This is a genomic window from Klebsiella scottii (assembly GCF_036561945.1).
Classification (GTDB): domain Bacteria; phylum Pseudomonadota; class Gammaproteobacteria; order Enterobacterales; family Enterobacteriaceae; genus Klebsiella; species Klebsiella scottii.
Genome location: NZ_JARXNI010000020.1, coordinates 2,683,098 through 2,709,748 on the forward strand (window position 1 = coordinate 2,683,098; position 26,651 = coordinate 2,709,748).

Consider the following 26,651-nt stretch of genomic DNA (forward strand, 5'->3'; position numbering starts at 1 on the left):
TGTATTATGGTCAATCATGCCTCTATCTCAGCAAAAAACGCCTGGATGCGTAACGTTCTGTTGATCTCCATAGTGACCGCCGTCGGCGGGTTTCTGTTTGGTTTTGATAACGGCAGTATTTCCGGATCCGTAGGTTTTTTACAAAGTAAATTCACCCTTGATGCGAACGGTATCGGCTGGGTGACGTCGTCGATTATCGTGGGCTGTATCATCGGCGTAGCGCTGGCGGGACCGCTTTCCGATGCGGTAGGACGAAAAAAAGTTCTGCTGCTGACGGCGCTGATTTTTATTTTTGGCGTACTCGGTCAGGCCATAGCGACCTCGGCGGAGATGCTGGTGTGGTTTCGCATCCTCGTGGGGGTTGGTATTGGCGTGGAAACAACCATCGCGCCGCTCTACATCGCCGAGGTTTCTCCAGCGCACATTCGCGGTCGGCTGGTCTCGTTAAATCAGCTTTTTAACTGCGTGGGCAATCTGGCTATTTTTTCGATTGCGGCAATCATCGCCAGCAGCGCCAGCGAAGCGTGGAATATCGAATACGGCTGGCGGGTTATCTTCGCGACCGGCATCGCCCCGGCGGCGATCTTTCTGATCCTGCTGGCATGGGTGCCGGAAAGCCCACGCTGGCTGCTGCGCAAGGGGCATGATGCGAAAGGGCTCGATGTACTGCGGAAAATTAATCCGGATGAGGCAACGGCCAGGCAGCAGCTGGCGGCGATCAAATCCGCGTTACAAAACGAAAGCCAGTCCCGGCTGAGCGAGCTATTTACCCCGCGCCTGCGTAAAGCGCTGATCGTCGGCTTTTGCGTGGCGCTGTTTCAACAAATTACCGGGATTAACGCCATTTTTTACTACGCCCCGGAAATCTTTAAAACAGCGGGTGTGGATGTCAGCGGCGCGATGTCTTTTACCGTACTGATTGGCCTGACGCTGGTTATTTCGACCCTGCTCTCCATGTGGATCATTGATAGAGTCGGACGCCGTTCGCTGCTGATTTTCGGCTCTATCGGTATGACGATTGCGTTAACCTGTATTGGGATGCTGTTCCGCGCCAGCGAAGCGCACACCACCCTGCTACTGCTGAGTATTCTCGCCTATGTGGCTATTTTCGCCGTCTCTTATGGCACCGTGGCCTACGTCATCATCGCAGAAATATTCCCTATTCACATCCGCGGCGTGGCGGTTTCTATCGCAACGTTTGCCCTTTGGGGAGGCAACTTCTTCGTGTCGCGCTTTTTCCCGGTCCTCGTAGAAAATATCAGTGCGGCAGGTACATTCTTTATTTTTGCCGCAACATCGGCGGTCGCGCTAATTTTTGTCCTGACCATGGTTCCTGAAACTAAAGGCAAGACGCTGGAAGAAATAGAGCTCGAATTACACCGTAAATAGTCCTTAGCCCACGGCGGGAGCGTTTCACCGCCTGACACCCTGTACCGTATTTTACTTATATAAATAACACTATCCGGAGAACATTATGAGACCTGGAAAAATCCTACATCCGCAAATCGCCTCAGCGTTAGCCAGTTTAGGGCATGGCGACATTATATTAGTTACCGATGCCGGCGCGCCGATTCCCGCTAGCGCGAATCGCATCGATCTAGCCTTTTATTCCGGGAGCGTCAATCTTCTTGAAATTCTCGCCGTTCTGCGCAACGAAATTTTCATCGAAGAAGTTATTTTTGCCGATGAGGTCCCGGATAATAATCCAAAACTACTCACCCGTGTAACCGAGATATTTACCGGCAGCGGTGCGGACTTCACCTTGATTCCGCACAGAAATCTCGTTACCGATATTTATCCGCGGGCTAAAGTGACTATTCGTTCAGGTTCACTGATGCCCTGGGGAAACTTTGCGCTGGTCGCCAGCACCGATCCTGATGCCTGGTTCGATGACTCCATGAAAATCATCCCTGAATATATTGAACGCTCCCGGCGCATTATCGACAAGGCCGTACCCAAAATAAAAAAAATTTACTGATGGATGCCTGCACATGAATACAACACATCATATGAGTTATAAACTGTCCCTCATTGCCTCATTAGCGGGGTTGTTGTATGGTTTTGATTCCGCAGTTATCGCCGGGGCAATTTCTCATCTCAGTAAATATTTTTCACTCGATGCTATCGGTACCGGATGGGCGGTTTCTTCGGTCGTTTTAGGGTTTATGATAGGCGCGCTGAGCGGGCAGTTTATCAATAACTCTTTGGGGCGGAAAAAAGCATTACTGATCTCCGGGTTACTGGTTTTTTTAGCGGGGATATTCACCGCATTCCCCTATAACTTTACCCTGTTTATCCTGTTCAGAATCCTTGGTGGCGTCGGAGTGGGCCTGGGTTCGGCAACCGCCCCCGTGTATATCGGCGAAATATCGGCACAAGAAATACGCGGTAAAACGCTGGGTTTTTACCAGATGATGATCGCTTTCGGCATCCTGCTGGTCTATCTGGTAAATGCGCTGGTCGCCGCACAGGCGCCAGACCAGGCATGGGCGACCCAATATTCATGGCGCCTTATGTTAGGCGCCATGGCGCTTCCCGGCTGTTTGTTTATGATCCTTGTCTGCTTTTTGCCAGAATCCCCGCGTTGGCTAATGGGTAAAAACAGGGATGCCGAAGCAAATAAGATAATGAAATATATTAATGGCGAGGACTATGACTGTACCACTGCATTATCGGAAATTAAACGCTCATTTTCCGCTAGCGGGGCCGGTAGCTCAGGGGTAACCACCTCACTATTATCGAAAAAATACCGCCGGGTATCATTTACGATCCTCGCCGTGGCGCTGCTGGCAAATCTTTGCGGCATTAACGCCGTCCTGTATTATGGCAACGTATTACTTGAAAATATTGGAATCGCGAACGAACGCACCGCCTATTATCAGCAAATTATTATCGGCAGCGCATTTTTTGCCGCTGCAGTATGGGCCGTATACCGGGTGGATAAATATGGTCGGCGTAAGCTCTTGATCGTGGGATCGTTTGTCTGCTTTGTATCGCTTATGCTGCTCGGAATTTTAATATGGATGGGCATCACCAGCATCTTTATGCTGGTTATTATGATTATCTATATTTTATTTTTTGGCGGAACCGTCGGACCTATTCTATGGATAATTATCCCGGAGCTATCACCAAACATTATTCGCGGTAAGCTGATGTCGTGGGCGACATTTTTAATCTGGAGCGGTAGCTTTATTGTCTCCCAGACCTTCCCGATGCTGATGGATAGCCGCGTGCTCAACGAGTGGTTCAACGGCAGTTTCCCTTTCCTGCTCTACGGATTGTGCTGCCTGCTATGGTTTTTACTCAATCTCTTCTGCGTAACGGAGACCAAAGATAAATCCCTTGAGCAAATCAGCGCCGAGATGAGCGCGGCCTGAATACGGCACGGCCAGCCCTCAAAAAACACGCTAACCCTGCCCGTCTACGCGCAGGGTTAGCAAGCGCTTTAAAGCTGGCAGCCGGGGCACCAGTAGAACGGTCGGGATGAGAGCATGGTTCTCTCGATAAGCGTGCCGCAGCGTTCGCAGGGCTCGCCGTCGCGGTGGAAAACCTTAAAACGAAACAGCGCCCCATGATGCAGATTGTCATCCACCTGGCCGCGGGTACTGTAGGATAAACGCGGGATCTCCAGCAGCGCCTGCGCCAGAGCATCGAGCTGCCCGTCCGTCAGCTCCGAGGCCTTGTGCCGCCCGGTCAACCCCACCTGCCAGAGGATTTCGACGCGCAGATAGTTGCCCAGCCCGGCGAGGAATGCCTGGTCCAGCAGCAGGCCGGAAAACTGACGCTGACGGAATTTTGCCGATAGCAGACGGGCCTTTACCTCTTCAGGCGTCAGGGTCATATCCAGCACGTCGGGGCCGACCCGGAGTAAGAAAGGGTGTACTGCCAACTGCGCCGGGGTCAATATTTCAATATCCGAAGCGCTGTAGAGCAGCACCGCCTTCTCCGCCGTCTGTAGCCTGACGCGCAAAATGCGGTTGGTCGACGGCTGCTCTCCTGCCGCCGCCACGCGCCACACGCCGTACAGCTGATTGTGGCTGTACAGCGTCAGCCCGCCGGAGAAATGCGTCAGCAGCGCTTTGCCGCGCGTCTCAATATGCGTCACCCGCTGGCCCACCAGCTCAGGCTGCCAGGGCTGCAGCTGCGGGAAGGCAAACCACACTTCGGTCAGGGGCTCGCCTTTAATCGCCAATTCCAGGCTGTCCGCCGCGCGGCGGATTTCCGGACCTTCCGGCATAATGTCGTCCTTCTGTTAGTGCGTCGCGCCGCCGGTAAGGCTGAGATCGTCGTCGTGGGTCAGAGCCACGGCAATCGCCGTTTCCAGCGCCGCTCGTATCGTTTCCAGCGCCATACTCGCCTCGCCGGGATGGGCCGCAGCCTGCTCCGGCAGATACGGAATATGAATAAAGCCGCCTTTTGCGCCAGCTTTACCCTGCAGCCGGTGCAGCAAACCGTACATCACGTGATTGCACACGAACGTCCCCGCCGTTTGTGATACCGATGCGGGAATGCCCTGCTGGCGCAGCGCGGCGACGATCGCTTTGATCGGCACGCTGCTAAACCAGGCGGTCGGACCGCCGGCCACGATCGGCAGATCGATCGGCTGCTGGCCCTTGTTATCCGGGATCCGCGCATCGTCGATGTTTATCGCCACGCGTTCAACGGTAATATCAGCCCGCCCTCCCGCCTGGCCAACGGCAAGGGTCAACGCGGGGTTGAGCTCATCCAGCGCGGCGTGAAGCACCGTCAGCGCCTCGTTAAAAACGCAGGGCAGCCGTCGCGCCACGACGCGCTCTCCGGCAATAATAGCGCCATCAAGTCGCTTTACCACTTCCCATGAAGGGTTAAGCGCTTCGCCGTCAAATGGCTCGAAACCGGTAATCAATACGCCAGCCATGCTCCCTTCTCCTCTCCCTGCATCGTCATCGTAGGTTGTCACTATCTGGCTACTCTTCCAACGCCGCGCTGACCTGAATGTTGCGTCCGGCAAACGCCGCGCGTAAACGGCGGGCAAACTCCAGCGCGTGCTCCCCGTCTCCGTGCAGACAAACGGTTTCAGCCATGACGTGCGCCCACTCGCCGGTCACGCTGCGCACCCGCTGGTGCTGCACCATCTCCAGCGTTTGCGCCAGCGCCTGCTCCTCGTCGGCAATCAACGCGCCGGGCTGTGAACGCGGCACCAGGCTGCCGTCGGCCAGATATCCCCGATCGGCGAAAACCTCCTGGCGGGTGGATAGCCGGTAATGCTGGCCTGCCCGAATCAGCTCGCTCCCCGCCAGCCCAATCAGCACCAGCCCGGGGTTAAAATCGCGAACGGCTCTGGCAATCGCATCCGCCAGCGGTGCCTCTTTTGCCGCCTGGTTGTACAGCATCCCGTGCGGCTTGACGTGCTGCAGATCGCCGCCCTCGGCGCGGGCAATCGCGGCCAGGGCGCCAATCTGGTACAGCGTCTGGACGTAAACCGTCTCCGGCGGTAGCTGCATCGCGGTACGGCCAAAGTTTTGTCGGTCCGGATAACCCGGATGCGCGCCAATCGCAACGCCATTTTTTAGCGCCTCGCGCACGCACTGATGCATCAGCAGCGCATCGCCGGCGTGAAAGCCGCAGGCGATATTGGCGGAAGAGATCAGCTGCAAAAGAGCGCTATCGTTGGCGCAGCCTTCGCCAAGATCGGCATTAAGGTCAATCTTCATCGTTAAGCCTCCACGCCAGCTGGTCCAGGTAACGCTGGCGGTCGGCGCGCGCTTTCAGCGCCTCCTCCAGCGAACAGGAAACAAAGTGAATCGGCTGACCCAACTGAATTTGCGCCAGCTGGTACATATCCGCCTCAATGATGCTCGCGATACGCGGATAGCCGCCGGTGGTTTGCGCATCGTTCATCAGCACAATCGGCTGGCCGCTATGCGGCACCTGCACCACGCCGGGCAGCAGGCCGTGAGAGAGCATTTCGCGATCGGTCGTGCGCGTAAGCGGCTGTCCCTGCAGGCGGTAGCCCATCCGGTTGCTCTGCGCGCTCAGCTGCCACGGCGAACGCCAGAAAGAGGCCTGCGAGGTACTGTCGAACTCATGATATTCCGGCCCGGGCAGCGCGCGAATGCGGTTGCCGATGGGCAGCTGTTTGACGCCCTGCGGGCCGCTGAAATGGCGGGACGGCTTGCCCGACGTCAGCCGATCGCCGTCCTTCAGGCGCCGCCCCTCCAGCCCGCCGATCCCGACCTTCAGGTCCGTGCTGCGAGAACCGAGCACCAGCGGCACGTCGATGCCCCCCGCCACCGCCAGATAGCTGCGGATGCCGTGCTGAGGGTTCTTTAGCACCAGATGCTGGCCGGCTTGCGCCGCCGTCCGCCAGCCGATCCAAACCGGCTTGCCGCCCACCGTCGCCTCACAGGCGGCGCCGGTCAGCGCAAACCAGCAGTCCTGTTCAAACTCAATATCCACCTGCCCAAGAGTGATCTCCAGAGCGGCCGCGTTGGCGTCATTCCCCACCAGCAGGTTAGCGATGGTCAGCGCCGGCTTATCCAGCGCGCCGCAGCGGCTGATAGCCGACTGGCGCTGCCCTTCCCGGCCGCCGTCCTGCACCGAGGTATACATCCCTGCGCGAATCATCTTCAACATAGGCCCTCCTTTTGCGGCACGAAGCGTACTCTGTCCCCAGACCGCAGCAGCGCCGGCTCCTTGCGCTGCGCATCAAATAGCGCCAGCGGCGTCCGCCCCAGCAGCTGCCAGCCGCCGGGCGTCGCCAGCGGATAGATGCCGGTTTGCGCGCCGCCGATACCGACTGAACCCGCCGCGACCTGCAGACGCGGCTCCGCGCGGCGCGGCATTGCCAGCCGTTCCGGCAGGCCGCCGAGATAGGGAAAACCCGGCTGGAAGCCGAGGAACCACACCACGTACTCCACCGACGAGTGCAGCTCGACCACCTGCTTCTCCGTCAGCCCGCAGTGGCGCGCCACCTCGGCGAGGTCGGGCCCCGCTTCTCCGCCGTAGATGACCGGGATCGCAATCTCCCGCGACTCAGGCTCAAGGGCTTCACTCTCTTCCCACCAGCGCTGCAAACGTTCAATCGCATCCCACGCCATGAGCTGCGGGTGGCGCAGCACCACGGTGATATTATTCATGCCCGGTATAACGTCCACCGCATCTTCATGATCCACCAGCCGCTGGGCCAGGCGCCAGATGCGCTTTTGACTTTCCAGCGTAACCGGGGGCTCCAGCTCCAGAACTACCGCCGTTTCGCCTAGCAGATAACAACGCGCTCGCTGCACTTTTCTCTCTCCCTTCAGGCCGGGTTAGGGATATCAATAAACGTGACGTCCAGATCGGTATTTTCCGTCAGCCATTCGCTAAGGGCGCGAATGCCGCCGCGCTCGGTTGCATGGTGCCCGGCGGCATAAAAATGCAGCGACTGCTCGCGCGCCGAGTGAATGGTTTGTTCCGAAACTTCGCCGGTAATAAAGGCATCGACGCCAAAGCGCGCCGCGCTGTCGATAAAGCCCTGACCGCCGCCGGTGCACCACGCCACCCGCGAGACTTTTTCCGGCCCGGTATCGCCGCACCACAGCGGTTTACGTCCCAAACGCGCTTCAACCCACGAGGCCAGCTCCAGGCCGGAGACCGGCATCGACAGTTCTCCCCACGGCACCAGGGGCTCAATTTCCCCCATAATGGTGATACCCAGCAGCTGGGCCAGCTGCGCGTTATTGCCCAGTTCAGGATGAGCATCCAGCGGCAGGTGCCAGCCGTAGAGGTTGATATCGTTGGCCAGCAGGGTTTTCAGGCGCTGGCGCTTGATGCCGCGGATAGCCGGCGCTTCTCCCTTCCAGAAATAGCCATGATGGACAATCACCGCATCCGCCTGCAGGCGCACGGCCTCATCCAGCAGCGCCTGGCTGGCGGTCACGCCGGTGACAATTTTTTGCACCGTCTCGCGTCCTTCCACCTGCAGGCCGTTCGGCGCATAGTCGCTGAACGTCGCGCTGTTAAGCTTTTCGTTAATGAGTTGTTCCAGTTCGCTATTTTTCATTGCCGCTCCATCAGGTCGTCAGGTTATCTGCGAAGATAACATAACGATAACCGCGCTGACCGTCGATAGCACGCTCGCGACGCCCTCTATTTTGACTTTTAGCTTAGAGCCGCAATTTGTCTACCCACCCCACCGCGCATTCGTGTATATTTATGCACTATTACAGCATATTAAATAATCAGAAAGCCTTTAAGACCATGAATTCCACTACTAAAGCGCTATTCATGCAGGAAGATCGACTTTCGCTTTACGGCAGGAACTGAGCGTTACATGAACACACAATCATCGCAGCCACGCGCCATCTACTACGTCGTCGCGCTGCAAATCTGGGAATATTTCAGTTTTTACGGTATGCGGGCGCTGCTGATTTTGTATCTCACCAATCAGCTTAAGTATGATGATAACCACGCCTACGCCCTCTTCAGCGCCTACTGTTCCCTGGTTTACGTTACGCCGATCCTCGGCGGTTTTCTGGCTGATAAGCTGTTAGGCAACCGCATGGCGGTGATGATCGGCGCGCTGCTGATGGCTATTGGCCACCTGGTGCTCGGCGCCAGCGAAATCGCCCCCACCTTCCTCTACCTGTCGCTGGCCATTATCGTTTGCGGCTACGGACTGTTTAAGTCCAACGTCAGCTGCCTGCTCGGCGAGCTATACGAGCCGACCGATCCGCGTCGCGACGGCGGTTTCTCGCTGATGTACGCCGCGGGCAACATCGGCTCCATTATCGCGCCTATCGCCTGCGGATACGTGCAGGAAGAGTACAGCTGGGCGATGGGCTTCGCGCTGGCGGCCATCGGCATGATCGCCGGGCTGGTGATTTTCCTCTGCGGCAGCCGTCATTTTCGCCATACCTCCGGCGTCAACCGTCAGGCGCTGCGCGCCCGCCGCTTTATGCTGCCGAACTGGGGCTGGCTGCTGGTGCTGATGGTGGCCGCCCCGCTGCTGATTACCGTGCTGTTCTGGCAGGAGTGGTCGGTCTATGCGCTGATTGTCGCCACCGTCATTGGCCTGGCGGTGCTGGCAAGAATCTATCTGCGGGCGGAAACCGCCAAACAGCGCCGGGATCTGCGGCTGATTATCATCCTGACCGGCTTCAGCCTGCTGTTCTGGGCCTTTGCCCAGCAGGGCGGCAGCTCCATCAGCCTGTACATCGACCGCTTCGTTAACCGCCATGTTATGCGCTACGAAGTCCCGACCGCGATGTTCCAGTCGGTGAACGCCTTTGCGGTGATGCTCTGCGGGATGGTTCTGGCGTGGCTGGTCAAAGAGAATATCAGCGGCAACCGCACCGTGCGCATCTGGGGCAAATTTGCGCTGGGCCTTGGCCTGATGAGCGCCGGTTTTTGTATCCTGACGCTGAGCGCCCGCTGGTCGGCCACCTACGGCCACTCCTCAATGCCGCTGATGGTACTCGGGCTGGCGGTAATGGGCTTTGCCGAACTGTTTATCGATCCGGTGGCGATGTCGCAGATTACGCGGATTGAAATACCCGGCGTCACCGGCGTGCTGACCGGCATCTATATGCTGCTCTCCGGCGCCATCGCCAACTATCTGGCGGGGGTTATCGCCGACCAGACGTCGCAGGGTTCGTTCGATGCGGCCGGGGCAGCGCACTACGCCATTGAGGCCTACATCGACGTGTTCAGCCAGATTACCTGGGGCTCGCTGGCCTGCGTCGGCCTGGTGCTGGCAATCTGGCTCTATCACTCGCTGCGGGTCAGGACCCGCCGCCTGGCGCTGGAGTAGCGCCTTTGCTGGCGGCCTCCCAGGCGGCCAGCGTCTCCAGCCGCGCCTGCTTGTGATCGACCCGCGGGCGCGGATACGCCAGGGTTACGCCCTGCTTATCGGCCCAGACCCACGGCTGGTGCAGGGCCTTTTCCGGCACCGCTGCCAGCTCCGGCAGCCATTGGCGAATAAACCTTCCCGCTTTATCGAACTTCTCGCCCTGGGTCGTGGGGTTGAAGATGCGGAAATAGGGCGCCGCATCGGTCCCGGTAGACGCCGCCCACTGCCAGCCGCCGTTATTGGCGGCTAAATCGCCGTCGATCAGCTGGCTGATGAAATAGCGCTCGCCGGCGCGCCAGTCGACGCGCAGATCCTTAACCAGAAAGCTGGCAACAATCATCCGCAGTCGGTTGTGCATCCAGCCCGTTGCGTTGAGCTGACGCATAGCGGCATCGACAATCGGAAAGCCGGTGCGCCCCTCCTGCCATGCCTGCAGCCCCGGCTCATCGTCGAGCCATGCCACCCTGTCGGTCCAGGCGATAAACGGCCGCCCCTTGCACAGCGCCGGGTAGTAAACCATCAGGTGGCGATAGAACTCGCGCCAGATAAGCTCGTTGAGCCATACCGCCCCGCCCTCGCCGTCCAGCGCGCCGGGCTGCTCCGCCAGCAGACGATGCAGGCACTGGCGCGGCGAGAGCGCGCCAATCGCCAGGCACGGCGAAAGCCGGCTGGTGCCCTCCAGTGCTGGAAAGTCGCGCTGCTGGTCATAATCGGCGGCCTTCTGCTGGCAAAAAGCGCGCAGGCCGGCGATGGCCGCTTTTTCATCGCCGGCAAACAGCAGCGGGTCGAACGCCGTCTGCGGGTAGTCAATCTCCGGCAGGGCAGCCGGCGTCAGCGGCCCGTTTTTACGCACCTTCGGCGCCGCCACGCACTCCGGCAGTATCTCGCGCAGACGGCGGATAAAGGCATTTTTGAACGGCGTGAACACCTTATACATTTCACGACTGCCGGTCAGCACGCTGCCAGGCGCCAGCAGCAGGCTGTCGTCAAATCCCTGGCACACCACGCGGCCCAACGTTTTCTCCACCGCCGCGTCGCGCTGGCGCTCGTTGATTTCATACTGATAGTTGTAAAACAGATGGCTGACCTGCTGCTCCTCGCAGAACCTGGCCAGCAGCGCGACGCTGGCGGCAAAATCGGTCGCCTGCGCCACCTGCAGCGCGATACCGCGCTCGGCCAGCGCGACCTGCAGGCTCCGCAAATGGCTGACCATAAACGCCGCCTGACGCGGCGCCATCCCGTGCTGACGCCACTGTTCGGGCGTCGCGATAAATAGCGCCAGAACGTTGGCGTCGGGATCGCGGCAGGCCGCAGCCAGCGCCAGATTATCGTGAATGCGCAGATCCGCGCGAAACCAGACCAGATGGGTGGCCATAAAACTCCTGCTCTTAATAGCGTCTCATTAGTCCTGCAACTCAGGCCAGGGGTTGAAATAGCGCTGGCCGGCGAGCCAGGGATCGGGAAATTCGCTCATATAGTGTTGGAGGAGGCTCACCGGCGCAAGCAGCGGCTGCTGGCCGCGGCGATATTCGTCAATCAGCGACGTCAGCTCCTGCTTCTGCTGTGCAGTCAAATGTTCGCGGAAGTAGCCCTGAACGTGCATCAGCACGTTGGTGTGATTGGCGCGAGTGGACGGATGGGCCAGCAGCTTCACCAGCCGCTCGCGATAGGCAACAAAAAACTCCTCCAGCGACGGCCATCGGGCGATCTCCGCCATGAAGGGACCAATCTGGCGGTATTCAGGCTGTGAATGGGCCAGCAGCAACAGCTTATAGCGGCTGTGAAAATCCATCAGCCGGCCCCGGGTCAGCCCATCGCGGCGCAGATTATCCAGCTCGCGCAGGGTGTAAAAACGGGTTTTGTCATCATCCTCTAGCCAGTTATCGCTCATGACGGCTCCTTTATCGTTAAAGAGCTATCAGTGTAAGCCACAACGGGCGAAAAAAAACCGCCGGAAAACCGGCGGTTGCTTTGTCAGTCGACGGGATGGCGATCAGTAAAAATCAGCGGCGGCCTTTTCGGCCTGCGCCATCCATACCGGCTGTTCGCTGGTCTTCGCCCATACGCGGTGCAGCCAGCTGTAATAGCGGGCTCTGTCTTTCCAGAACAGCATCACCGGAAATGCCGCAACGCCGGCCACGACGGCGAAAGCGCGACGTAAGAAGACTACGTGAGCAGGATAAGTTTTGTATAACGCCATAATTTCTCTCCCTTATGTCAGGCCGGCAATTAACGCCGGTAAATTATCAATGTCTCTCTGCGCAAAATAATAGCGCTTTGGTTGTAATTTTACTACTCATCCGACCACTAAAGGCGGCTTATTTAGCCTTTATTTACATTCATCCGGTAATTGAGTTACAGAAAAGTTAAATTAATACTAACCATTAGTTAAATAATGGTCTTTGGCATTTTTATACTTTTTTTACACCGCCCCCGCCGATTTTTGCAAAATCTTTGCGCCGTAATTCCTATCCTGCGGGTAAATCGTAAATACACCCGGAGGTGGATTGTGAGTGCAGGCGTAATCGCTGGCGTGGCGCTGGTGTTCCTGTTGCTGGCTTATTTGGTTTATGCCCTGATCAACGCGGAGGCATTCTGATGGCCGCTCAAGGATTTTTACTTATCGCCAGCTTTATTGGGCTGCTGATGGTTCTGGCCCGCCCGCTGGGAACGGTGCTTGCCAGAATGATCGCCGATACCCCGCTGCCCGGCCTGGCCGGGATCGAACGCGGGATCTGGCGCGTCGCAGGTATTCGTTCACAGGAGATGAACTGGTATCAGTATCTCTTCGCCATTCTGCTGTTTAACGCCCTCGGGATGGCGGCGCTGTTTACGCTGCTGATGCTGCAGGGATCGCTGCCGCTTAACCCTCAGCATCTGCCCGGCCTCTCCTGGGACCTGGCGCTGAACACGTCGGTTAGCTTTGTCAGTAACACCAACTGGCAGGCCTACGCCGGTGAAACCACCATGAGCTATCTCAGCCAGATGGTGGGCCTGGCGGTGCAGAACTTCCTCTCAGCGGCAACCGGTATCGCGGTGATCTTCGCCTTCACCCGCGCCTGGTCACGCCAGCAGGTGAGCACCCTCGGCAACGCCTGGGTCGACCTCACCCGCATCACGCTCTGGCTGCTGCTGCCGATCTCGCTGCTGCTTGCCCTGTTCTTTATTCAGCAGGGCGTGCCGCAAAATCTGCTGCCGTACCAGGCTTTCACCTCCCTGGAAGGCGTACGCCAGACGCTGCCGATGGGGCCGGTGGCGTCGCAGGAAGCCATTAAAATGCTGGGGACTAACGGCGGCGGATTCTTTAACGCCAACTCGGCGCATCCGTTCGAAAACCCGACGGCGCTAAGCAATATGGTGCAGATGCTGGCGATCTTCCTGATCCCGGCGGCGCTGTGCTTTGCCTTCGGTGAGGCGGTGGGCGATCGCCGTCAGGGTCGGGCAATTTTGTGGGCCATGACGCTTATCTTCATCGTCTGCGCGGCGGTAGTAATGTGGGCGGAAACCCACGGCAACCCGCATCTGCTGGCGCTTGGCGCCGATAGCAGCGCGAATATGGAAGGCAAAGAGAGCCGCTTTGGCATTTTAGCCAGCAGCCTGTTTGCGGTGGTGACTACCGCCGCCTCCTGCGGCGCGGTGAACGCCATGCATGACTCCTTTACCGCGCTGGGCGGCATGGTGCCGATGTGGCTGATGCAGATCGGCGAGGTGGTCTTCGGCGGCGTGGGATCGGGGCTGTACGGCATGCTGCTGTTCGTCATGCTGGCGGTGTTTATCGCCGGACTGATGATCGGCCGGACGCCGGAGTATCTGGGTAAAAAGATCGACGTGCGCGAGATGAAAATGATCGCCCTGGCGATCCTCGTTACCCCGACCCTGGTTCTGCTCGGCACCGCGCTGGCGATGATGACCGATGCCGGACGGGCAGCGATGTTTAACCCCGGCCCGCACGGCTTTAGCGAAGTGCTGTACGCCGTCACTTCGGCGGCCAATAACAACGGCAGCGCCTTCGGCGGCCTGAGCGCGGCCACCCCGTTCTGGAACCTGCTGCTGGCGTTCTGCATGCTGATCGGTCGTTTCGCGGTCATCGTTCCGGTGATGGCGATTGCCGGCTCGCTGGTCGGCAAGAAAATTCAGCCCGCCAGCACCGGCACGCTCGCCACCCATGACGTGCTGTTTATCGGCCTGCTGATCGGGACCGTGCTGCTGGTTGGTGCCCTGACCTTTATCCCCGCGCTGGCGCTCGGCCCGCTGGCGGAACACTTCTCCTTACTTTAAGCGATGCGGAGCAACCTGTTATGAGTCGCAAACAATTAGCCCTGCTGGAGCCGACGCTGGTGCGCCAGGCGCTGCTGGACGCGGTGAAAAAGCTGAACCCTTCGGTGCAGTGGCGTAACCCGGTTATGTTCATTGTCTGGATCGGCAGCCTGGTCACCACCCTGCTCGCCATCGGCATGACCAGCGGACATATTGCCGGCAGCGCCGGTTTTACCGCCGCCGTGAGCATCTGGCTGTGGTTTACCGTGCTGTTCGCTAACTTTGCCGAAGCGATGGCGGAGGGGCGCAGTAAAGCCCAGGCCAACAGCCTGAAAGGCGTCAAAAAGACCTCATTCGCCCGTAAACTACGCGCCCCGCAGCACGATGCCCGGATCGACCATATTCCGGCCGAGGATTTGCGCAAAGGCGACGTGGTGCTGGTGGAAGCCGGCGATATCATTCCCTGCGATGGCGAAGTGATTGAAGGTGGCGCTTCGGTAGATGAGAGCGCCATTACCGGGGAATCGGCGCCGGTGATCCGCGAATCCGGCGGCGACTTCGCGTCGGTCACCGGCGGGACGCGCATTCTCTCCGACTGGCTGGTGATCCGCTGCAGCGTTAATCCCGGCGAAACCTTCCTTGACCGGATGATCGCGATGGTGGAAGGCGCCCAGCGGCGCAAAACGCCGAACGAGATCGCGCTGACGATCCTGCTGATCGCCCTGACGCTGGTGTTCCTGCTGGCCACCGCCACTATCTGGCCCTTCTCCGCATGGAGCGGCAATGCGGTCAGCGTAACGGTACTGGTGGCGCTGCTGGTATGCCTGATCCCCACCACCATCGGCGGCCTGCTGTCGGCCATCGGCGTCGCCGGGATGAGCCGCATGCTGGGCGCGAACGTTATCGCTACCAGCGGGCGCGCGGTTGAAGCCGCCGGCGACGTTGACGTTCTGCTGCTGGATAAAACCGGCACCATCACCCTCGGCAACCGTCAGGCCTCGGCCTTCCTGCCGGCCCGCGGCGTGGAGGAGCGAACCCTCGCCGACGCGGCGCAGCTCTCTTCCTTGGCGGATGAGACGCCCGAAGGACGCAGCATCGTGGTGCTGGCTAAACAGCGGTTCAATCTCCGCGAACGCGATCTGCAGTCGCTGCAGGCGACCTTCGTTCCGTTCACCGCCCAAACGCGGATGAGCGGCATCAACATCGATCAGCGCATGATCCGCAAAGGCTCGGTCGATGCCATTCGTCGCCACGTCGAGGCCAACGGCGGCCACTTCCCGGCGGACGTCGACAAACAGGTGGAAGAGGTCGCCCGCCTGGGCGCCACGCCGCTGGTGGTGGCCGAAGGCGAGCGCGTGCTGGGGGTTATTTCGCTGAAAGACATCGTCAAAGGCGGGATCAAGGAGCGCTTTGCCCAGCTGCGCAAGATGGGCATCAAAACGGTGATGATCACCGGCGATAACCGCCTGACCGCGGCGGCGATTGCCGCCGAAGCGGGGGTCGATGATTTTCTCGCCGAAGCCACGCCGGAAGCCAAGCTGGCGCTGATTCGCCAGTACCAGTCCGAAGGTCGGCTGGTGGCGATGACCGGCGACGGTACCAACGATGCCCCGGCGCTGGCCCAGGCCGACGTTGCGGTGGCGATGAACTCCGGTACCCAGGCGGCAAAAGAGGCCGGAAATATGGTCGACCTCGACTCCAACCCGACCAAATTAATTGAGGTGGTGCATATCGGTAAGCAGATGCTGATGACCCGGGGTTCGTTAACCACCTTCAGTATCGCCAACGACGTGGCGAAATATTTTGCCATTATTCCGGCCGCCTTTGCCGCCGTCTACCCGCAGCTCGCCATGCTCAACGTAATGCGCCTGCACTCGCCGTCATCGGCGATCCTCAGCGCGGTTATCTTTAACGCGCTGATTATCGTCTTCCTGATCCCGCTGGCGCTGAAGGGCGTGAGCTATCGCCCGCTGTCGGCATCGGCCATGCTGCGCCGTAACCTGTGGGTCTACGGTCTTGGCGGGCTGCTGGTGCCGTTTATCGGCATCAAAATCATCGATCTGCTGCTGACCCTGACCGGGTTGGTGTGAGGAAAATACCATGTCATTCATTCGTCCGGCCGTTGTGCTATTTATCCTGTTAACGCTGCTCACCGGCGGGCTCTATCCGCTGCTCACCACCGCTCTGGGGCAGTGGTGGTTCCCCCAGCAGGCGAACGGTTCGCCGATCCTCCTCAATGGCGAAGTGCGCGGCTCCAGCCTGATTGGGCAAAATTTTACCGCCGCAGGCTATTTCCAGGGACGTCCTTCGGCCATCGCCCAGACGGCGGACAGTCCGCTGGCGTCCGGCGGAAGCAACCTCGCCGCCAGCAACCCGGCGCTGGATAAAGCCATCAGCGAACGGGTCGCGGCGCTGCGCCGCGCCAACCCGGACGCCAGCCCACGGGTGCCGGTGGAGCTGGTCACCGCCTCGGCGAGCGGGCTGGATAACGGCCTGACTCCGGCGGCGGCGCTGTGGCAGGTTCCGCGCATCGCCAAAGCCCGCAGTCTGAGCGCGGAGCAGGTCACCCGGCTGGTGAATGAGGCGACGCAAAAACCGCTGGTCAGTTTTCTCGGCCAACCTGTGGTAAATATACTGCAGCTGAATATGGCGCTGGATGCCCTGAAGGATAACTAAAAATGAGTGACGAGCCGCTGCGCCCGGACCCTGACCGTCTGTTGCAACACGCCGCCGACCCGCATCGCGGGAAGCTGAAGGTGTTCTTTGGCGCCTGCGCGGGCGTCGGTAAAACCTGGGCGATGCTGGCGGAGGCGCAGCGGCTGCGTGCCCAGGGGCTCGATATTCTGATTGGCGTGGCGGAAACCCACGGGCGTAAAGAGACGGCGGCGATGCTGGAGGGGCTGAGCACCCTCCCCCCGCGCCGTTTCTCCCACCGCGGGCGCTACGTTCACGAATTCGATCTCGACGCCGCCCTGGCCCGCCGCCCGGCGCTGATTCTGGTCGATGAGCTGGCGCACAGCAACGCCCCCGGCTCACGCCACCCCAAACGCTGGCAGGACGTCGAAGAGCTTCTTGAAGCCGGAATCGACGTCTTTACCACCGTTAACGTCCAGCATCTGGAAAGCCTGAACGACGTGGTCAGCGGCATCACCGGCGTGCAGGTCCGCGAAACCGTCCCCGACCCGTTCTTTGATGCCGCCGATGACGTGGTGCTGGTCGATCTCCCGCCCGACGATCTTCGCCAGCGCCTCAACGAGGGGAAGGTTTATATCGGCGGCCAGGCCGAACGCGCCATCGAAAACTTCTTTCGCAAAGGTAACCTGATTGCCCTGCGCGAGCTGGCGCTGCGCCGCACCGCCGACCGGGTCGATGAGCAGATGCGCGCCTGGCGCGACCGCCAGGGTCAGGAGAAGGTCTGGCACACCCGCGACGCCATCCTGCTGTGCATTGGCCACAATACCGGCAGCGAGAAGCTGGTACGCGCCGCCGCCCGCCTGGCGGCCAGGCTCGGCAGCGTCTGGCACGCGGTCTACGTTGAAACCCCCTCGCTGCATCGCCTGCCGGAAGCCAGGCGGCGGGCGATCCTCGCGGCGCTCAGGCTCGCCCAGGAGCTGGGCGCGGAGACCGCCACCTTGTCCGATCCTTCGGAAGAGAAAGCGGTTTTGCACTACGCGCGGGAACATAACCTCGGCAAGATCGTTATTGGCCGTCAGCGTCAGCGCCGCTGGTGGGATCGGCAGGGTTTTGCCGACCGCCTGGCCCGCCACGCGCCGGACCTCGATCTGGTGGTTATCGCCCTTGATGAAAAGAGCGCTCCCCTGCCCGCTCGCGCCGGCGATAGCCGCACCACGATGGATAAGTGGCGTCTGCAGCTGCAGGGCTGCTGCGTCGCGGTGGCAATATGCGCGGTAATTACGCTCGTCGCCATGCAGTGGCTGGTGGCCTTTGAGGCCGCTAACCTGGTGATGATCTACCTGCTCGGGGTGGTGGTTATCGCCCTGCTGTACGGCCGCTGGCCGTCGGTGCTGGCGACGGTTATCAACGTCGTCAGCTTCGATCTGTTCTTTATCGCCCCGCGCGGGACGCTGGCGGTTTCCGACGTCCAGTATCTCCTGACCTTCGGAGTCATGCTCACCGTTGGCCTGGTGATCGGCAACCTTACCGCCGGCGTGCGCTACCAGGCCCGCGTGGCCCGCTACCGCGAGCAGCGCACCCGCCACCTGTATGAGATGTCAAAAGCGCTGGCGGTCGGGCGCAGCCGGGAAGATATTGCGCTGACCAGCGAGCGCTTTATCGCCTCTACTTTCCAGGCCCGCGGCCAGCTCCTGCTGCCCGACGATAGCGGAGCTCTGCGGCCGCTGACCCAGCAGACGGGGCTCACCTCGTGGGATGATGCGATTGCGCGCTGGAGTTTCGATAAAGGCCAGCCCGCCGGCGCGGGTACCGATACGCTGCCCGGCGTTCCCTATCAGATTCTGCCGCTGAAAAGCGCCGCCCGCAGCTGGGGGCTGCTGGTGGTTGAGCCGGATAACCTGCGCCAGCTGATGATCCCCGAGCAGCAGCGCCTGCTGGAGACCTTTACCCTGCTGGTCGCCAGCGCCCTTGAGCGGCTGACGCTCACCGCCAGCGAAGAGCAGGCCCGGCTTAACAGCGAACGCGAAAGCCTGCGTAACTCCCTGCTGGCGGCGCTGTCGCATGATTTACGCACCCCGCTGACGATCCTCTTCGGTCAGGCGGAGATTCTGACCCTCGACCTGGCGAGCGAAGGATCGAAGCACGCGCCGCAGGCCAACGAAATTCGCCAGCACGTGCTCAACACCACCCGGCTGGTGAATAATCTGCTGGATATGGCGCGGATCCAGTCCGGCGGCTTTAATTTACACAAAGAGTGGCTCACCCTCGAAGAGGTGGTCGGCAGCGCGCTGCGGATGCTGGAGCCGGGTCTCGGCGGCCAGCATATTCAGCTGGCGCTACCCGACCCGCTGCTGCTGGTTCACGTTGACGGGCCGCTGTTTGAGCGGGTGCTGATCAATCTGCTGGAGAATGCGCTGAAGTACGCCGGACCGCAGGCGCAAATCGGCATTACGGCGCAGGCCGACGATCGCCAGCTGCTGCTCAACGTGTGGGATAATGGCCCGGGGATCCCCCTGGGCCAGGAGCAGGCTATCTTTGATAAGTTCGCCCGCGGTCATAAAGAGTCCGCGATCCCAGGCGTAGGGCTGGGGCTGGCAATCTGCCAGGCGATCGTCGAGGTCCACGGCGGCACCATCGCCGCGCAAACGCGCCCTGAGGGCGGCGCCTGCTTCCGTGTTACACTGCCGCGAGAAGCGCCGCCGGAGCTGGATGAGTGGTGCGGCGACGCCTGACCTGACTGCAAGCACTAGCCGAGGAACCGTGATCAACGTTCTTATTATTGAAGATGAACATGCTATTCGTCGCTTTCTGCGCACCGCGCTGGAAGCCGACGGCATGCGCGTATTTGAAGCCGAAACGCTGCAGCGCGGTCTTCTCGAAGCCGCAACCCGCAAGCCTGACCTGACGATCCTTGACCTTGGCCTCCCCGATGGCGACGGCAGCGATTTTATTCGCGAAGTGCGCCAGTGGAGCCAGATGCCGATTATCGTGCTGTCGGCGCGTACGGAAGAACAGGATAAGATTGCCGCGCTGGATGCCGGCGCCGATGACTATCTGAGTAAGCCGTTTGGCATTGGCGAGCTGCAGGCGCGGCTGCGGGTCGCGCTGCGCCGCCACGCCGGCGCCCAGGCCGATGAACCCATCGTCCGCTTTTCCACTATCCAGGTTGATATCCCGGCGCGGCGTATCCTTCGCGGCGAGGAGGAAGTGCATCTGACTCCGATTGAGTTCCGCCTGCTGGCTGCGCTGCTGAATAATGCAGGCAAAGTGCTGACCCAGCGCCATCTGCTGAATCACGTCTGGGGGCCGAACGCGGTGGAGCACAGCCACTATCTGCGAATTTATATGGGGCATCTGCGGCAAAAGCTGGAGGTTGATCCCGCGCGGCCGCAGCATCTGCTGACCGAGACCGGCATTGGCTACCGGTTTATGCCGTAAATTCTTTTTCATTTATTTTTAATAAAAATAATTTTATTTGCAGAAAAAATCTCATTGCTGAGGAAATAATATTTCTCCGGCAACGAATCATTTCACCCTCATAATGTAACAAAAAATCAACTTAACAAGAACAATAAAGACAATCATAACAAAAACGCAACAAAAACCAGTCAAATATATTGCCATTGATCTGTTTTATTGATCAACTTCACGGAAACTATCAGTTTTACAAATAAAATGACTGCACTTTCAACAGAAAATGAAAGGAACGTTAAAAATGGAAAACAATAACCGACTAATGCCTCATATAAGGCGTACAACGCATATTATGATGTTCTCTCACCGCAATAGCTTCGATTTTCATTTCTTTAATGCCCGATAGTCTTCTGACTTCGGGCACTCAGTATGCAGGTCTTCCCGATCCCTTGTGATACGGGGGAATTCCTGCACTCCGCGTGGTGCTCACCCACATAAACCCTGAATTAACCATGACCGGATACGGTAGGGTTTATTGTATCTAAAAAAAGCAATTTACTGATTTTATTATCAGCGAGATGGTTTTGCTTTTTTTCCGGAGATATCAATTTCTCATGCGAGAAGTTGAGGGCCAGCCATTACCAAAAATAAAGAGTTAAAAAATGTCAAAATTAAAAATAGCCGTAAGTCGTCTCTGCCCGGATAGTTTTTCGACGCAACGCAGCATCATTAATGTTAATGAAACAAGTTTTATTGATATTGCTGCAGTGGTACTTTCCATCAATGATATTGAAGAAGGAAAACTCGACGAAATCGATGCAACAGGCTACGGCATCCCGGTCTTCGTTACGACGCATGGCGAAGAGCGGGTGCCGGCGGAATATTTACCGCGTATATCGGGTGTTTTCGAACACAACGAAGCGCGCAGCGCATTCTACGGCCGCCAGCTGGAAACCGCAGCCAGTCACTATGAAACCCAGCTGCGTCCGCCTTTCTTCCGCGCCCTGGTCGACTATGTCAATCAGGGTAACAGCGCTTTTGATTGTCCCGGTCATCAAGGGGGCGAGTTTTTCCGGCGCCACCCGGCGGGAAATCAGTTCGTTGAGTACTTTGGAGAGACGCTTTTCCGCGCCGACCTGTGCAACGCCGATGTAGCCATGGGGGATCTGCTTATCCATGAAGGCGCGCCCTGCATCGCCCAGCAGCACGCGGCGAAAGTCTTTAACGCGGATAAAACCTATTTTGTCCTCAACGGGACGTCATCATCCAACAAGGTTGTGCTTAATGCCCTGCTAACGCCGGGTGACCTGGTGCTCTTTGACCGTAATAACCATAAATCCAACCATCACGGCGCCTTGCTACAGGCCGGCGCCACGCCGGTCTACCTGGAGACAGCGCGTAACCCCTATGGTTTTATCGGCGGGATTGACGCCCATTGCTTTGAAGAGGGCTACCTGCGCGAGCTTATTTGCGAAGTCGCGCCGCAGCGGGCCACGGACGCGCGCCCCTTCCGCCTGGCGGTCATTCAGCTTGGAACCTATGACGGTACTGTTTATAACGCCCGTCAGGTCGTTGATAAGATTGGCCATCTATGCGACTACATTCTGTTTGACTCCGCCTGGGTGGGTTATGAACAGTTCATTCCGATGATGGCCGATTGCTCTCCGCTGTTATTAGAACTGAATGAGAACGATCCGGGTATTTTGGTCACCCAGTCCGTGCACAAGCAACAGGCCGGCTTCTCCCAGACCTCGCAGATCCATAAAAAAGATAGCCATATCAAAGGACAGCCGCGCTACGTGCCGCATAAACGCATGAATAACGCCTTCATGATGCACGCCTCCACCAGCCCGTTCTACCCGCTCTTCGCGGCACTTGATATCAACGCCAAAATGCATGAGGGGATCGGCGGGCGTAACATGTGGATGAATTGTGTGGCGAACGGCATTGATGCGCGCAAGCTGATCCTCGATAACTGTCAGCATATTCGACCGTTTGTACCGGAAACGGTCGATGGAAAACCCTGGGCATCTTACCCCACCGCGCAAATCGCCAACGATCTGCGTTTCTTCCACTTTGTCCCCGGCGAACAGTGGCATGCATTCGAGGGCTACGCGGAACAGCAATATTTCGTTGATCCCTGCAAACTTCTGCTCACCACCCCAGGTATCAATGCACGCAGCGGCGAATATGATGACTTTGGCGTACCGGCAACCATTCTCGCCAACTTTCTGCGTGAAAACGGCGTTGTCCCGGAGAAATGCGACCTCAACTCGATCCTTTTTCTGCTGACGCCTGCGGAAGATATGGCCAAGCTGCAGCAGCTCGTTGCCCTGCTGGTGCGTTTCGAAAGCCTGCTGGCGTCCGACGTGCCGCTGGCCGACGTTCTGCCATCAATCTACCGGCAACATGAAGCGCGTTATGCCGGTTACACCCTGCGCCAGCTGTGCCAGGAGATGCACGATCTGTATTCCCGCAACAATGTGAAACAGCTGCAAAAAGAGATGTTCCGCAAAACGCACTTTCCCCGCGTCAGTATGAATCCTCAACAGGCCAACTACGCCTATCTGCGCGGAGAGGTTGAGCTGGTTCGCCTTGGGGATGCGGAAGGAAGAATTGCGGCGGAAGGCGCGCTTCCTTACCCACCGGGCGTTCTTTGCGTTGTCCCCGGCGAAGTCTGGGGCGGCTCAGCGCTGCGTTATTTCAGCGCGCTGGAAGAAGGGATCAATCTGTTGCCAGGTTTTGCACCTGAGTTGCAGGGTGTGTATATCGAAGAACAGGACGGCCGTAAGCAGGTATGGTGCTACGTCATTCAGCAATGCGCCCCCAGGCACGCTCTGCTGAAAGGGGAAAAACTATGAGCAAGCCTAAGTCCAACAAAATGGGCGTTGTCCAGCTCACTATTCTGACCATCGTGAATATGATGGGCTCCGGGATCATTATGCTGCCGACCAAGCTTGCGGAGGTGGGTACCATCTCGATCATTTCATGGTTGGTGACCGCCGTCGGTTCAATGGCGCTGGCATGGGCATTCGCTAAGTGCGGGATGTTCAGCCGTAAATCCGGTGGGATGGGCGGCTACGCCGAGTATGCGTTCGGTAAATCCGGCAACTTTATGGCCAACTATACCTATGGCGTTTCGCTGCTGATTGCCAACGTCGCAATCGCGATCTCCGCCGTCGGCTACGGCACCGAGCTGTTCGGCGCCGCGCTGTCGCCGGTACAGATCGGTCTCGCAACCATCGGCGTGCTGTGGCTGTGCACCGTCGCCAACTTTGGCGGCGCGCGCATTACCGGACAGATCAGTAGTATCACCGTCTGGGGGGTGATCATTCCGGTTGTCGGCCTGTGCGTCATCGGCTGGTTCTGGTTTAGTCCAACCCTCTACGCCAGCTCATGGAATCCGCACCACGTGCCGTTCTTCTCGGCCGTTGGTTCTTCCATTGCGATGACGCTGTGGGCCTTCCTCGGGCTGGAGTCGGCCTGCGCCAACGCCGAAGTCGTGGAAAATCCGGAACGCAACGTGCCGATTGCGGTGCTGGGAGGTACGCTGGGTGCAGCGGTAATTTATATCATCTCAACCAACGTGATTGCCGGGATTGTGCCAAATATGGATTTAGCTAACTCCACGGCGCCGTTCGGGCTGGCCTTCGCGCAGATGTTTACTCCGGAAGCAGGCAAGGTCATCATGGCCCTGATGGTGATGTCCTGCTGCGGTTCGCTGCTCGGCTGGCAGTTCACTATCGCCCAGGTCTTTAAATCATCGGCCGATGAAGGCTATTTCCCGAAAATCTTCTCTCGGGTCACAAAAGTGGACGCTCCGGTTCAGGGTATGCTGACCATCGTGATCATCCAGAGCGGACTCGCGCTGATGACTATCAGTCCGTCGCTGAACAGCCAGTTCAATGTACTGGTAAACCTGGCGGTAGTGACCAATATCATCCCGTATATTCTGTCGATGGCCGCGTTGGTGATTATTCAGAAAATGGCGAACGTCAATCCGGCGAAAGCCAAATCCGCCAACGTTGTGGCCTTTATCGGCGCACTGTATAGCTTTTACGCGCTCTACTCCTCCGGCGAAGAAGCCATGCTGTACGGCTCGATCGTCACCTTCCTCGGTTGGACGCTTTATGGTCTGGTATCGCCACGTTTTGAGCTGAAAAACAAACACGGCTGATACCTGGCGAACCCGGATTATCGGCGATGCGCAGGAGCGGCTGGTGAGGTAATCTGAGTACAGTGATATAAAAAAGGAGCCCTGCGGCTCCTTTTTCGTTTAGGCGTTTTTCAGCACTTCGCTGACAATTTCTACCGCCTCTTTCTCAATCTGCTTGCGATGCTCTTCGCCGAGGAAGCTTTCGCAGTAGATCTTGTAGGCGTCTTCCGTGCCTGACGGACGGGCGGCAAACCAGCCGTTATCGGTCATCACTTTCAGACCGCCGATCGACGCGCCGTTGCCAGGCGCGGCGGTCAGGCGAGCGGTGATTGGATCGCCCGCCAGCGTACTTGCGCTGACCATCTCCGGCGACAGCTTCGACAGCGCCGCTTTTTGCGCGGAAGTTGCCGATGCCTGCAGGCGGTTATAGCTCGGCGCGCCGAAGCGTGCGGCCAGCTCATCATAGTGCTGCTGCGGGTTTTTACCAGTGACGGCGGTGATTTCCGCGGCCAGCAGGCACATGATGATACCGTCTTTGTCGGTGGACCACGGCGTGCCGTCAAAACGCAGGAACGAAGCGCCCGCGCTCTCTTCACCGCCGAAGCCAAAGCTGCCGTCAAACAGGCCGTCAACGAACCATTTAAAGCCTACCGGCACTTCCACCAGCTTACGGCCAAGGTCACCGACCACGCGGTCGATCATCGCCGAGGAGACCAGCGTTTTGCCGACGGCAACCTCTTTGCCCCACTGCGGACGGTGCTGGAACAGATAGTTGATCGCCACCGCCAGATAGTGGTTCGGGTTCATCAGACCGGCCGGGGTAACGATGCCGTGACGGTCGTAATCCGGATCGTTGGCGAAGGCCAGATCAAACTTGTCGCGCAGCGCCAGCAGGCCAGCCATCGCACACTCGGACGAGCAGTCCATGCGGATGGCGCCGTCTTTATCCAGATGCATAAAGCGGAAAGTTTGATCGACATGATCGTTAACGATGGTCAGATTCAGCTTGTAGTACTCTGCGATGCGCTTCCAGTATTCAATACCGGAACCGCCCAGCGGATCGACGCCAAGCTTGAGGCCCGCTTTTTGAATCGCCGCCATATCGACGATATCCGCCAGCCCTTCAATAAACGGCTGAACCAGATCCTGCTCTTTCACGTGGCCGGAGGCCAGAGCAGCATCGAGGGAGATGCGCTTCACGCCCTGCAGGCCGGAAGCCAGCAGTTCGTTAGCCCGGTTCTCCACCACTTTGGTGACGTTGGTATCAGCCGGACCACCGTTCGGCGGGTTGTACTTGATACCGCCATCTTCCGGCGGGTTATGCGACGGCGTAATCACGATGCCATCCGCCAGCGGACCACCATTTTTGTTGTGCACCAGAATAGCGTTGGAAATCGCCGGCGTCGGGGTGAAGCCGTTGTTTTCCTGCACGATCACATCAACACCGTTAGCTGCCAGTACTTCCAGTACGGAAATAAAGGCCGGCTCGGAGAGCGCATGGGTATCCTTACCGACGTAGCATGGACCGGTAATACCGTTCTTCGCGCGATCTTCCGCAATTGCCTGAGCAATCGCCAGAATATGCTGCTCGTTGAAGTTATGGCGACCTGCGCTGCCGCGATGGCCAGAGGTCCCGAACTTCACCGCATGCTCCGCATTGCCTGCTTCCGGCTTCAGTACATAGTACTGGGCAGTCAGCTGGGCGACGTTAATCAAATCACTCTGTTGTGCAGGCTGCCCCGCACGCTTATCGATTGCCATTGCCTGATCCTTCTGATGCAAGGGTGAATAAAGCTAGATCGTGCCGCAAACCTTCTCAATCAACTCCGCGGGGAATTGCATTGACTGCATGATATGTTCAATCATGCTGCATTTACGGCCAGTATTGGTATTGGTAATCACCCACCACGGCGTGCCGGGGACCTGCTTAGGTTTGGTCTGATTGCCGCTTTTCAGCAGGATGCGGGCGTCTTCAGCGAAATAGGTACGCGTACGTCCGTGCAGAGACTCGGTGGCCGCAGCAAACGCTTTGCCGTCCAGCGAGTAAAGCGTCGTCAGTACCAGCATAAAACGGTTTACCGCGCGCTTTTGTTCGGCATATTCATCAGATAACAGCAGCTCGCGCACGGCGCGGACCTTATCCTTCACCGGATTCGCGGGCCTGGCCTCAACAACAGCGGTCGGAGCCGGAGCCGGCGCGGCTTTCGCGACGGAGGTGGCAGTCTGGGAAGCGGCGGAAAATTTCAGCATGCGCCGTAAAATGTCGGATGCACTCTCACCAATATGCTGGGTGTGGCTGGCAATATAGCGATAGAGATCATCATCAACTTCAATTGTTTTCATCTTAATCCAGTGCGATATCTTATTCTGAATACAAGT

At 58.5% G+C, this 26,651-nt stretch carries 23 protein-coding genes and 1 pseudogene; 13 read left to right on the plus strand and 11 right to left on the minus strand.

Annotation, left to right across the window (positions count from 1 at the left end; translation table 11 throughout):
- The first annotated feature begins 6 nt into the window (after positions 1 to 6).
- The 3 genes from QFI97_RS20285 to QFI97_RS20295 all read left to right on the plus strand — a co-directional run bounded on the left by QFI97_RS20285 (position 7) and on the right by QFI97_RS20295 (position 3,377).
- The gene (locus QFI97_RS20285; protein ID WP_346431875.1) at positions 7 to 1,389 is read left to right on the plus strand and encodes a sugar porter family MFS transporter; all 1,383 of its coding nucleotides are present in this window, start codon (positions 7 to 9) and stop codon (positions 1,387 to 1,389) included.
- A gap of 85 nt (positions 1,390 to 1,474) precedes the next feature.
- Positions 1,475 to 1,978: an RbsD/FucU domain-containing protein gene (locus tag QFI97_RS20290; RefSeq protein ID WP_346431876.1), complete on the plus strand. Its 504-nt coding sequence runs from the start codon at positions 1,475 to 1,477 to the stop codon at positions 1,976 to 1,978.
- Between the two features lie 13 nt (positions 1,979 to 1,991).
- Entirely contained in the window at positions 1,992 to 3,377 is a 1,386-nt protein-coding gene (locus QFI97_RS20295; protein WP_346431877.1) for a sugar porter family MFS transporter, read from the plus strand.
- Between the two features lie 68 nt (positions 3,378 to 3,445).
- Here QFI97_RS20295 and nei read toward each other — a convergent pair whose 3' ends face one another.
- From nei to QFI97_RS20325, 6 genes are read right to left on the minus strand one after another with little or no spacing between them, the layout of a single operon-like run.
- Positions 3,446 to 4,237 carry an endonuclease VIII gene (nei, locus tag QFI97_RS20300; protein WP_331850546.1) on the minus strand — a complete coding sequence of 264 codons (792 nt, stop codon included), beginning with the start codon at positions 4,235 to 4,237 and terminating at the stop codon, positions 3,446 to 3,448.
- Positions 4,238 to 4,252: 15 nt separating this feature from the next.
- Positions 4,253 to 4,897, minus strand: coding sequence for a pyroglutamyl-peptidase I (gene pcp, locus QFI97_RS20305; RefSeq protein WP_346431878.1), 645 nt, complete (start codon positions 4,895 to 4,897; stop codon positions 4,253 to 4,255).
- Positions 4,898 to 4,946: 49 nt separating this feature from the next.
- Positions 4,947 to 5,693, minus strand: a complete 747-nt coding sequence (gene pxpA / locus QFI97_RS20310; RefSeq protein WP_346431879.1) for a 5-oxoprolinase subunit PxpA — start codon at positions 5,691 to 5,693, stop codon at positions 4,947 to 4,949.
- Positions 5,683 to 6,615 carry a 5-oxoprolinase subunit PxpC gene (gene pxpC / locus QFI97_RS20315; protein ID WP_095095132.1) on the minus strand — a complete coding sequence of 311 codons (933 nt, stop codon included), beginning with the start codon at positions 6,613 to 6,615 and terminating at the stop codon, positions 5,683 to 5,685. The genes pxpA and pxpC overlap by 11 nt, the downstream gene beginning before the upstream one ends.
- Positions 6,609 to 7,265 carry a 5-oxoprolinase subunit PxpB gene (gene pxpB / locus QFI97_RS20320; protein WP_095095128.1) on the minus strand — a complete coding sequence of 219 codons (657 nt, stop codon included), beginning with the start codon at positions 7,263 to 7,265 and terminating at the stop codon, positions 6,609 to 6,611. Before pxpB ends, pxpC begins: the two co-directional genes overlap by 7 nt.
- A 14-nt stretch (positions 7,266 to 7,279) precedes the next feature.
- Positions 7,280 to 8,023, minus strand: a complete 744-nt coding sequence (locus tag QFI97_RS20325) for a type 2 GTP cyclohydrolase I (RefSeq protein ID WP_095095125.1) — start codon at positions 8,021 to 8,023, stop codon at positions 7,280 to 7,282.
- A gap of 270 nt (positions 8,024 to 8,293) precedes the next feature.
- Between QFI97_RS20325 and dtpD the strand changes: the two genes are divergently transcribed.
- The gene (gene dtpD / locus QFI97_RS20330) at positions 8,294 to 9,772 is read left to right on the plus strand and encodes a dipeptide permease DtpD (protein WP_346431880.1); all 1,479 of its coding nucleotides are present in this window, start codon (positions 8,294 to 8,296) and stop codon (positions 9,770 to 9,772) included.
- Here dtpD and phrB read toward each other — a convergent pair.
- The 3 genes and pseudogenes from phrB to QFI97_RS20345 all read right to left on the minus strand — a co-directional run bounded on the left by phrB (position 9,744) and on the right by QFI97_RS20345 (position 12,011).
- On the minus strand, positions 9,744 to 11,186 hold the full coding sequence (gene phrB, locus QFI97_RS20335; protein WP_346431881.1) for a deoxyribodipyrimidine photo-lyase: 1,443 nt from the start codon (positions 11,184 to 11,186) through the stop codon (positions 9,744 to 9,746). The genes dtpD and phrB overlap by 29 nt on opposite strands.
- Before the next feature lie 27 nt (positions 11,187 to 11,213).
- Positions 11,214 to 11,702: pseudogene (locus QFI97_RS20340) on the minus strand (DUF1722 domain-containing protein); the annotation flags it as partial.
- 102 nt (positions 11,703 to 11,804) lie between these two features.
- Entirely contained in the window at positions 11,805 to 12,011 is a 207-nt protein-coding gene (locus QFI97_RS20345; RefSeq protein ID WP_095095114.1) for a DUF2517 family protein, read from the minus strand.
- 309 nt (positions 12,012 to 12,320) lie between these two features.
- Here QFI97_RS20345 and kdpF point away from each other — a divergent pair, with 309 nt between their 5' ends.
- From kdpF to potE, 9 genes are all read left to right on the plus strand, one after another.
- On the plus strand, positions 12,321 to 12,410 hold the full coding sequence (kdpF, locus tag QFI97_RS20350) for a K(+)-transporting ATPase subunit F (RefSeq protein WP_015584874.1): 90 nt from the start codon (positions 12,321 to 12,323) through the stop codon (positions 12,408 to 12,410).
- Positions 12,410 to 14,089 carry a potassium-transporting ATPase subunit KdpA gene (gene kdpA / locus QFI97_RS20355; protein ID WP_346431882.1) on the plus strand — a complete coding sequence of 560 codons (1,680 nt, stop codon included), beginning with the start codon at positions 12,410 to 12,412 and terminating at the stop codon, positions 14,087 to 14,089. The genes kdpF and kdpA overlap by 1 nt, the downstream gene beginning before the upstream one ends.
- Positions 14,090 to 14,109: 20 nt before the next feature.
- Complete coding sequence (kdpB, locus tag QFI97_RS20360; RefSeq protein WP_095095108.1) at positions 14,110 to 16,158, plus strand: potassium-transporting ATPase subunit KdpB; 2,049 nt, start codon at positions 14,110 to 14,112, stop codon at positions 16,156 to 16,158.
- Between the two features lie 10 nt (positions 16,159 to 16,168).
- Positions 16,169 to 16,744: a potassium-transporting ATPase subunit KdpC gene (kdpC, locus tag QFI97_RS20365; protein ID WP_095095105.1), complete on the plus strand. Its 576-nt coding sequence runs from the start codon at positions 16,169 to 16,171 to the stop codon at positions 16,742 to 16,744.
- Positions 16,745 to 16,746: 2 nt separating this feature from the next.
- A complete protein-coding gene (kdpD, locus tag QFI97_RS20370; protein ID WP_095095104.1) occupies positions 16,747 to 19,434 on the plus strand; it encodes a two-component system sensor histidine kinase KdpD in 2,688 nt (895 codons plus the stop codon).
- A gap of 28 nt (positions 19,435 to 19,462) precedes the next feature.
- Complete coding sequence (kdpE, locus tag QFI97_RS20375) at positions 19,463 to 20,140, plus strand: two-component system response regulator KdpE (protein WP_095095103.1); 678 nt, start codon at positions 19,463 to 19,465, stop codon at positions 20,138 to 20,140.
- A 277-nt stretch (positions 20,141 to 20,417) separates the two neighbouring features.
- Positions 20,418 to 20,522, plus strand: coding sequence for a leader peptide SpeFL (gene speFL / locus QFI97_RS20380; protein ID WP_143350131.1), 105 nt, complete (start codon positions 20,418 to 20,420; stop codon positions 20,520 to 20,522).
- A gap of 256 nt (positions 20,523 to 20,778) precedes the next feature.
- Complete coding sequence (gene speF / locus QFI97_RS20385; protein ID WP_331850555.1) at positions 20,779 to 22,977, plus strand: ornithine decarboxylase SpeF; 2,199 nt, start codon at positions 20,779 to 20,781, stop codon at positions 22,975 to 22,977.
- Complete coding sequence (potE, locus tag QFI97_RS20390; protein ID WP_095095101.1) at positions 22,974 to 24,293, plus strand: putrescine-ornithine antiporter; 1,320 nt, start codon at positions 22,974 to 22,976, stop codon at positions 24,291 to 24,293. The genes speF and potE overlap by 4 nt, the downstream gene beginning before the upstream one ends.
- 99 nt (positions 24,294 to 24,392) lie before the next feature.
- Here potE and pgm read toward each other — a convergent pair whose 3' ends face one another.
- Both pgm and seqA read right to left on the minus strand, forming a co-directional pair.
- Positions 24,393 to 26,033, minus strand: coding sequence for a phosphoglucomutase (alpha-D-glucose-1,6-bisphosphate-dependent) (pgm, locus tag QFI97_RS20395; RefSeq protein ID WP_095095097.1), 1,641 nt, complete (start codon positions 26,031 to 26,033; stop codon positions 24,393 to 24,395).
- Positions 26,034 to 26,066: 33 nt separating this feature from the next.
- The gene (seqA, locus tag QFI97_RS20400; protein WP_095095093.1) at positions 26,067 to 26,615 is read right to left on the minus strand and encodes a replication initiation negative regulator SeqA; all 549 of its coding nucleotides are present in this window, start codon (positions 26,613 to 26,615) and stop codon (positions 26,067 to 26,069) included.
- Positions 26,616 to 26,651 lie beyond the last annotated feature (36 nt).

Excerpts from the sequence above, each read along its gene's own strand:
- pcp (WP_346431878.1), bottom strand. The coding sequence starts at position 4,897 with ATGGCTGGCGTATTGATTACCGGTTTCGAGCCATTTGACGGCGAAGCG.
- pgm (WP_095095097.1), bottom strand. The coding sequence starts at position 26,033 with ATGGCAATCGATAAGCGTGCGGGGCAGCCTGCACAACAGAGTGATTTG.
- QFI97_RS20295 (WP_346431877.1), top strand. The coding sequence starts at position 1,992 with ATGAATACAACACATCATATGAGTTATAAACTGTCCCTCATTGCCTCA.
- QFI97_RS20325 (WP_095095125.1), bottom strand. The coding sequence starts at position 8,023 with ATGAAAAATAGCGAACTGGAACAACTCATTAACGAAAAGCTTAACAGC.
- kdpC (WP_095095105.1), top strand. The coding sequence starts at position 16,169 with ATGTCATTCATTCGTCCGGCCGTTGTGCTATTTATCCTGTTAACGCTG.
- kdpA (WP_346431882.1), top strand. The coding sequence starts at position 12,410 with ATGGCCGCTCAAGGATTTTTACTTATCGCCAGCTTTATTGGGCTGCTG.
- dtpD (WP_346431880.1), top strand. The coding sequence starts at position 8,294 with ATGAACACACAATCATCGCAGCCACGCGCCATCTACTACGTCGTCGCG.
- QFI97_RS20285 (WP_346431875.1), top strand. The coding sequence starts at position 7 with ATGGTCAATCATGCCTCTATCTCAGCAAAAAACGCCTGGATGCGTAAC.
- kdpD (WP_095095104.1), top strand. The coding sequence starts at position 16,747 with ATGAGTGACGAGCCGCTGCGCCCGGACCCTGACCGTCTGTTGCAACAC.
- pxpC (WP_095095132.1), bottom strand. The coding sequence starts at position 6,615 with ATGTTGAAGATGATTCGCGCAGGGATGTATACCTCGGTGCAGGACGGC.
- QFI97_RS20345 (WP_095095114.1), bottom strand. The coding sequence starts at position 12,011 with ATGGCGTTATACAAAACTTATCCTGCTCACGTAGTCTTCTTACGTCGC.
- QFI97_RS20290 (WP_346431876.1), top strand. The coding sequence starts at position 1,475 with ATGAGACCTGGAAAAATCCTACATCCGCAAATCGCCTCAGCGTTAGCC.
- speFL (WP_143350131.1), top strand. The coding sequence starts at position 20,418 with ATGGAAAACAATAACCGACTAATGCCTCATATAAGGCGTACAACGCAT.
- pxpA (WP_346431879.1), bottom strand. The coding sequence starts at position 5,693 with ATGAAGATTGACCTTAATGCCGATCTTGGCGAAGGCTGCGCCAACGAT.
- nei (WP_331850546.1), bottom strand. The coding sequence starts at position 4,237 with ATGCCGGAAGGTCCGGAAATCCGCCGCGCGGCGGACAGCCTGGAATTG.
- kdpB (WP_095095108.1), top strand. The coding sequence starts at position 14,110 with ATGAGTCGCAAACAATTAGCCCTGCTGGAGCCGACGCTGGTGCGCCAG.
- potE (WP_095095101.1), top strand. The coding sequence starts at position 22,974 with ATGAGCAAGCCTAAGTCCAACAAAATGGGCGTTGTCCAGCTCACTATT.
- phrB (WP_346431881.1), bottom strand. The coding sequence starts at position 11,186 with ATGGCCACCCATCTGGTCTGGTTTCGCGCGGATCTGCGCATTCACGAT.
- speF (WP_331850555.1), top strand. The coding sequence starts at position 20,779 with ATGTCAAAATTAAAAATAGCCGTAAGTCGTCTCTGCCCGGATAGTTTT.
- seqA (WP_095095093.1), bottom strand. The coding sequence starts at position 26,615 with ATGAAAACAATTGAAGTTGATGATGATCTCTATCGCTATATTGCCAGC.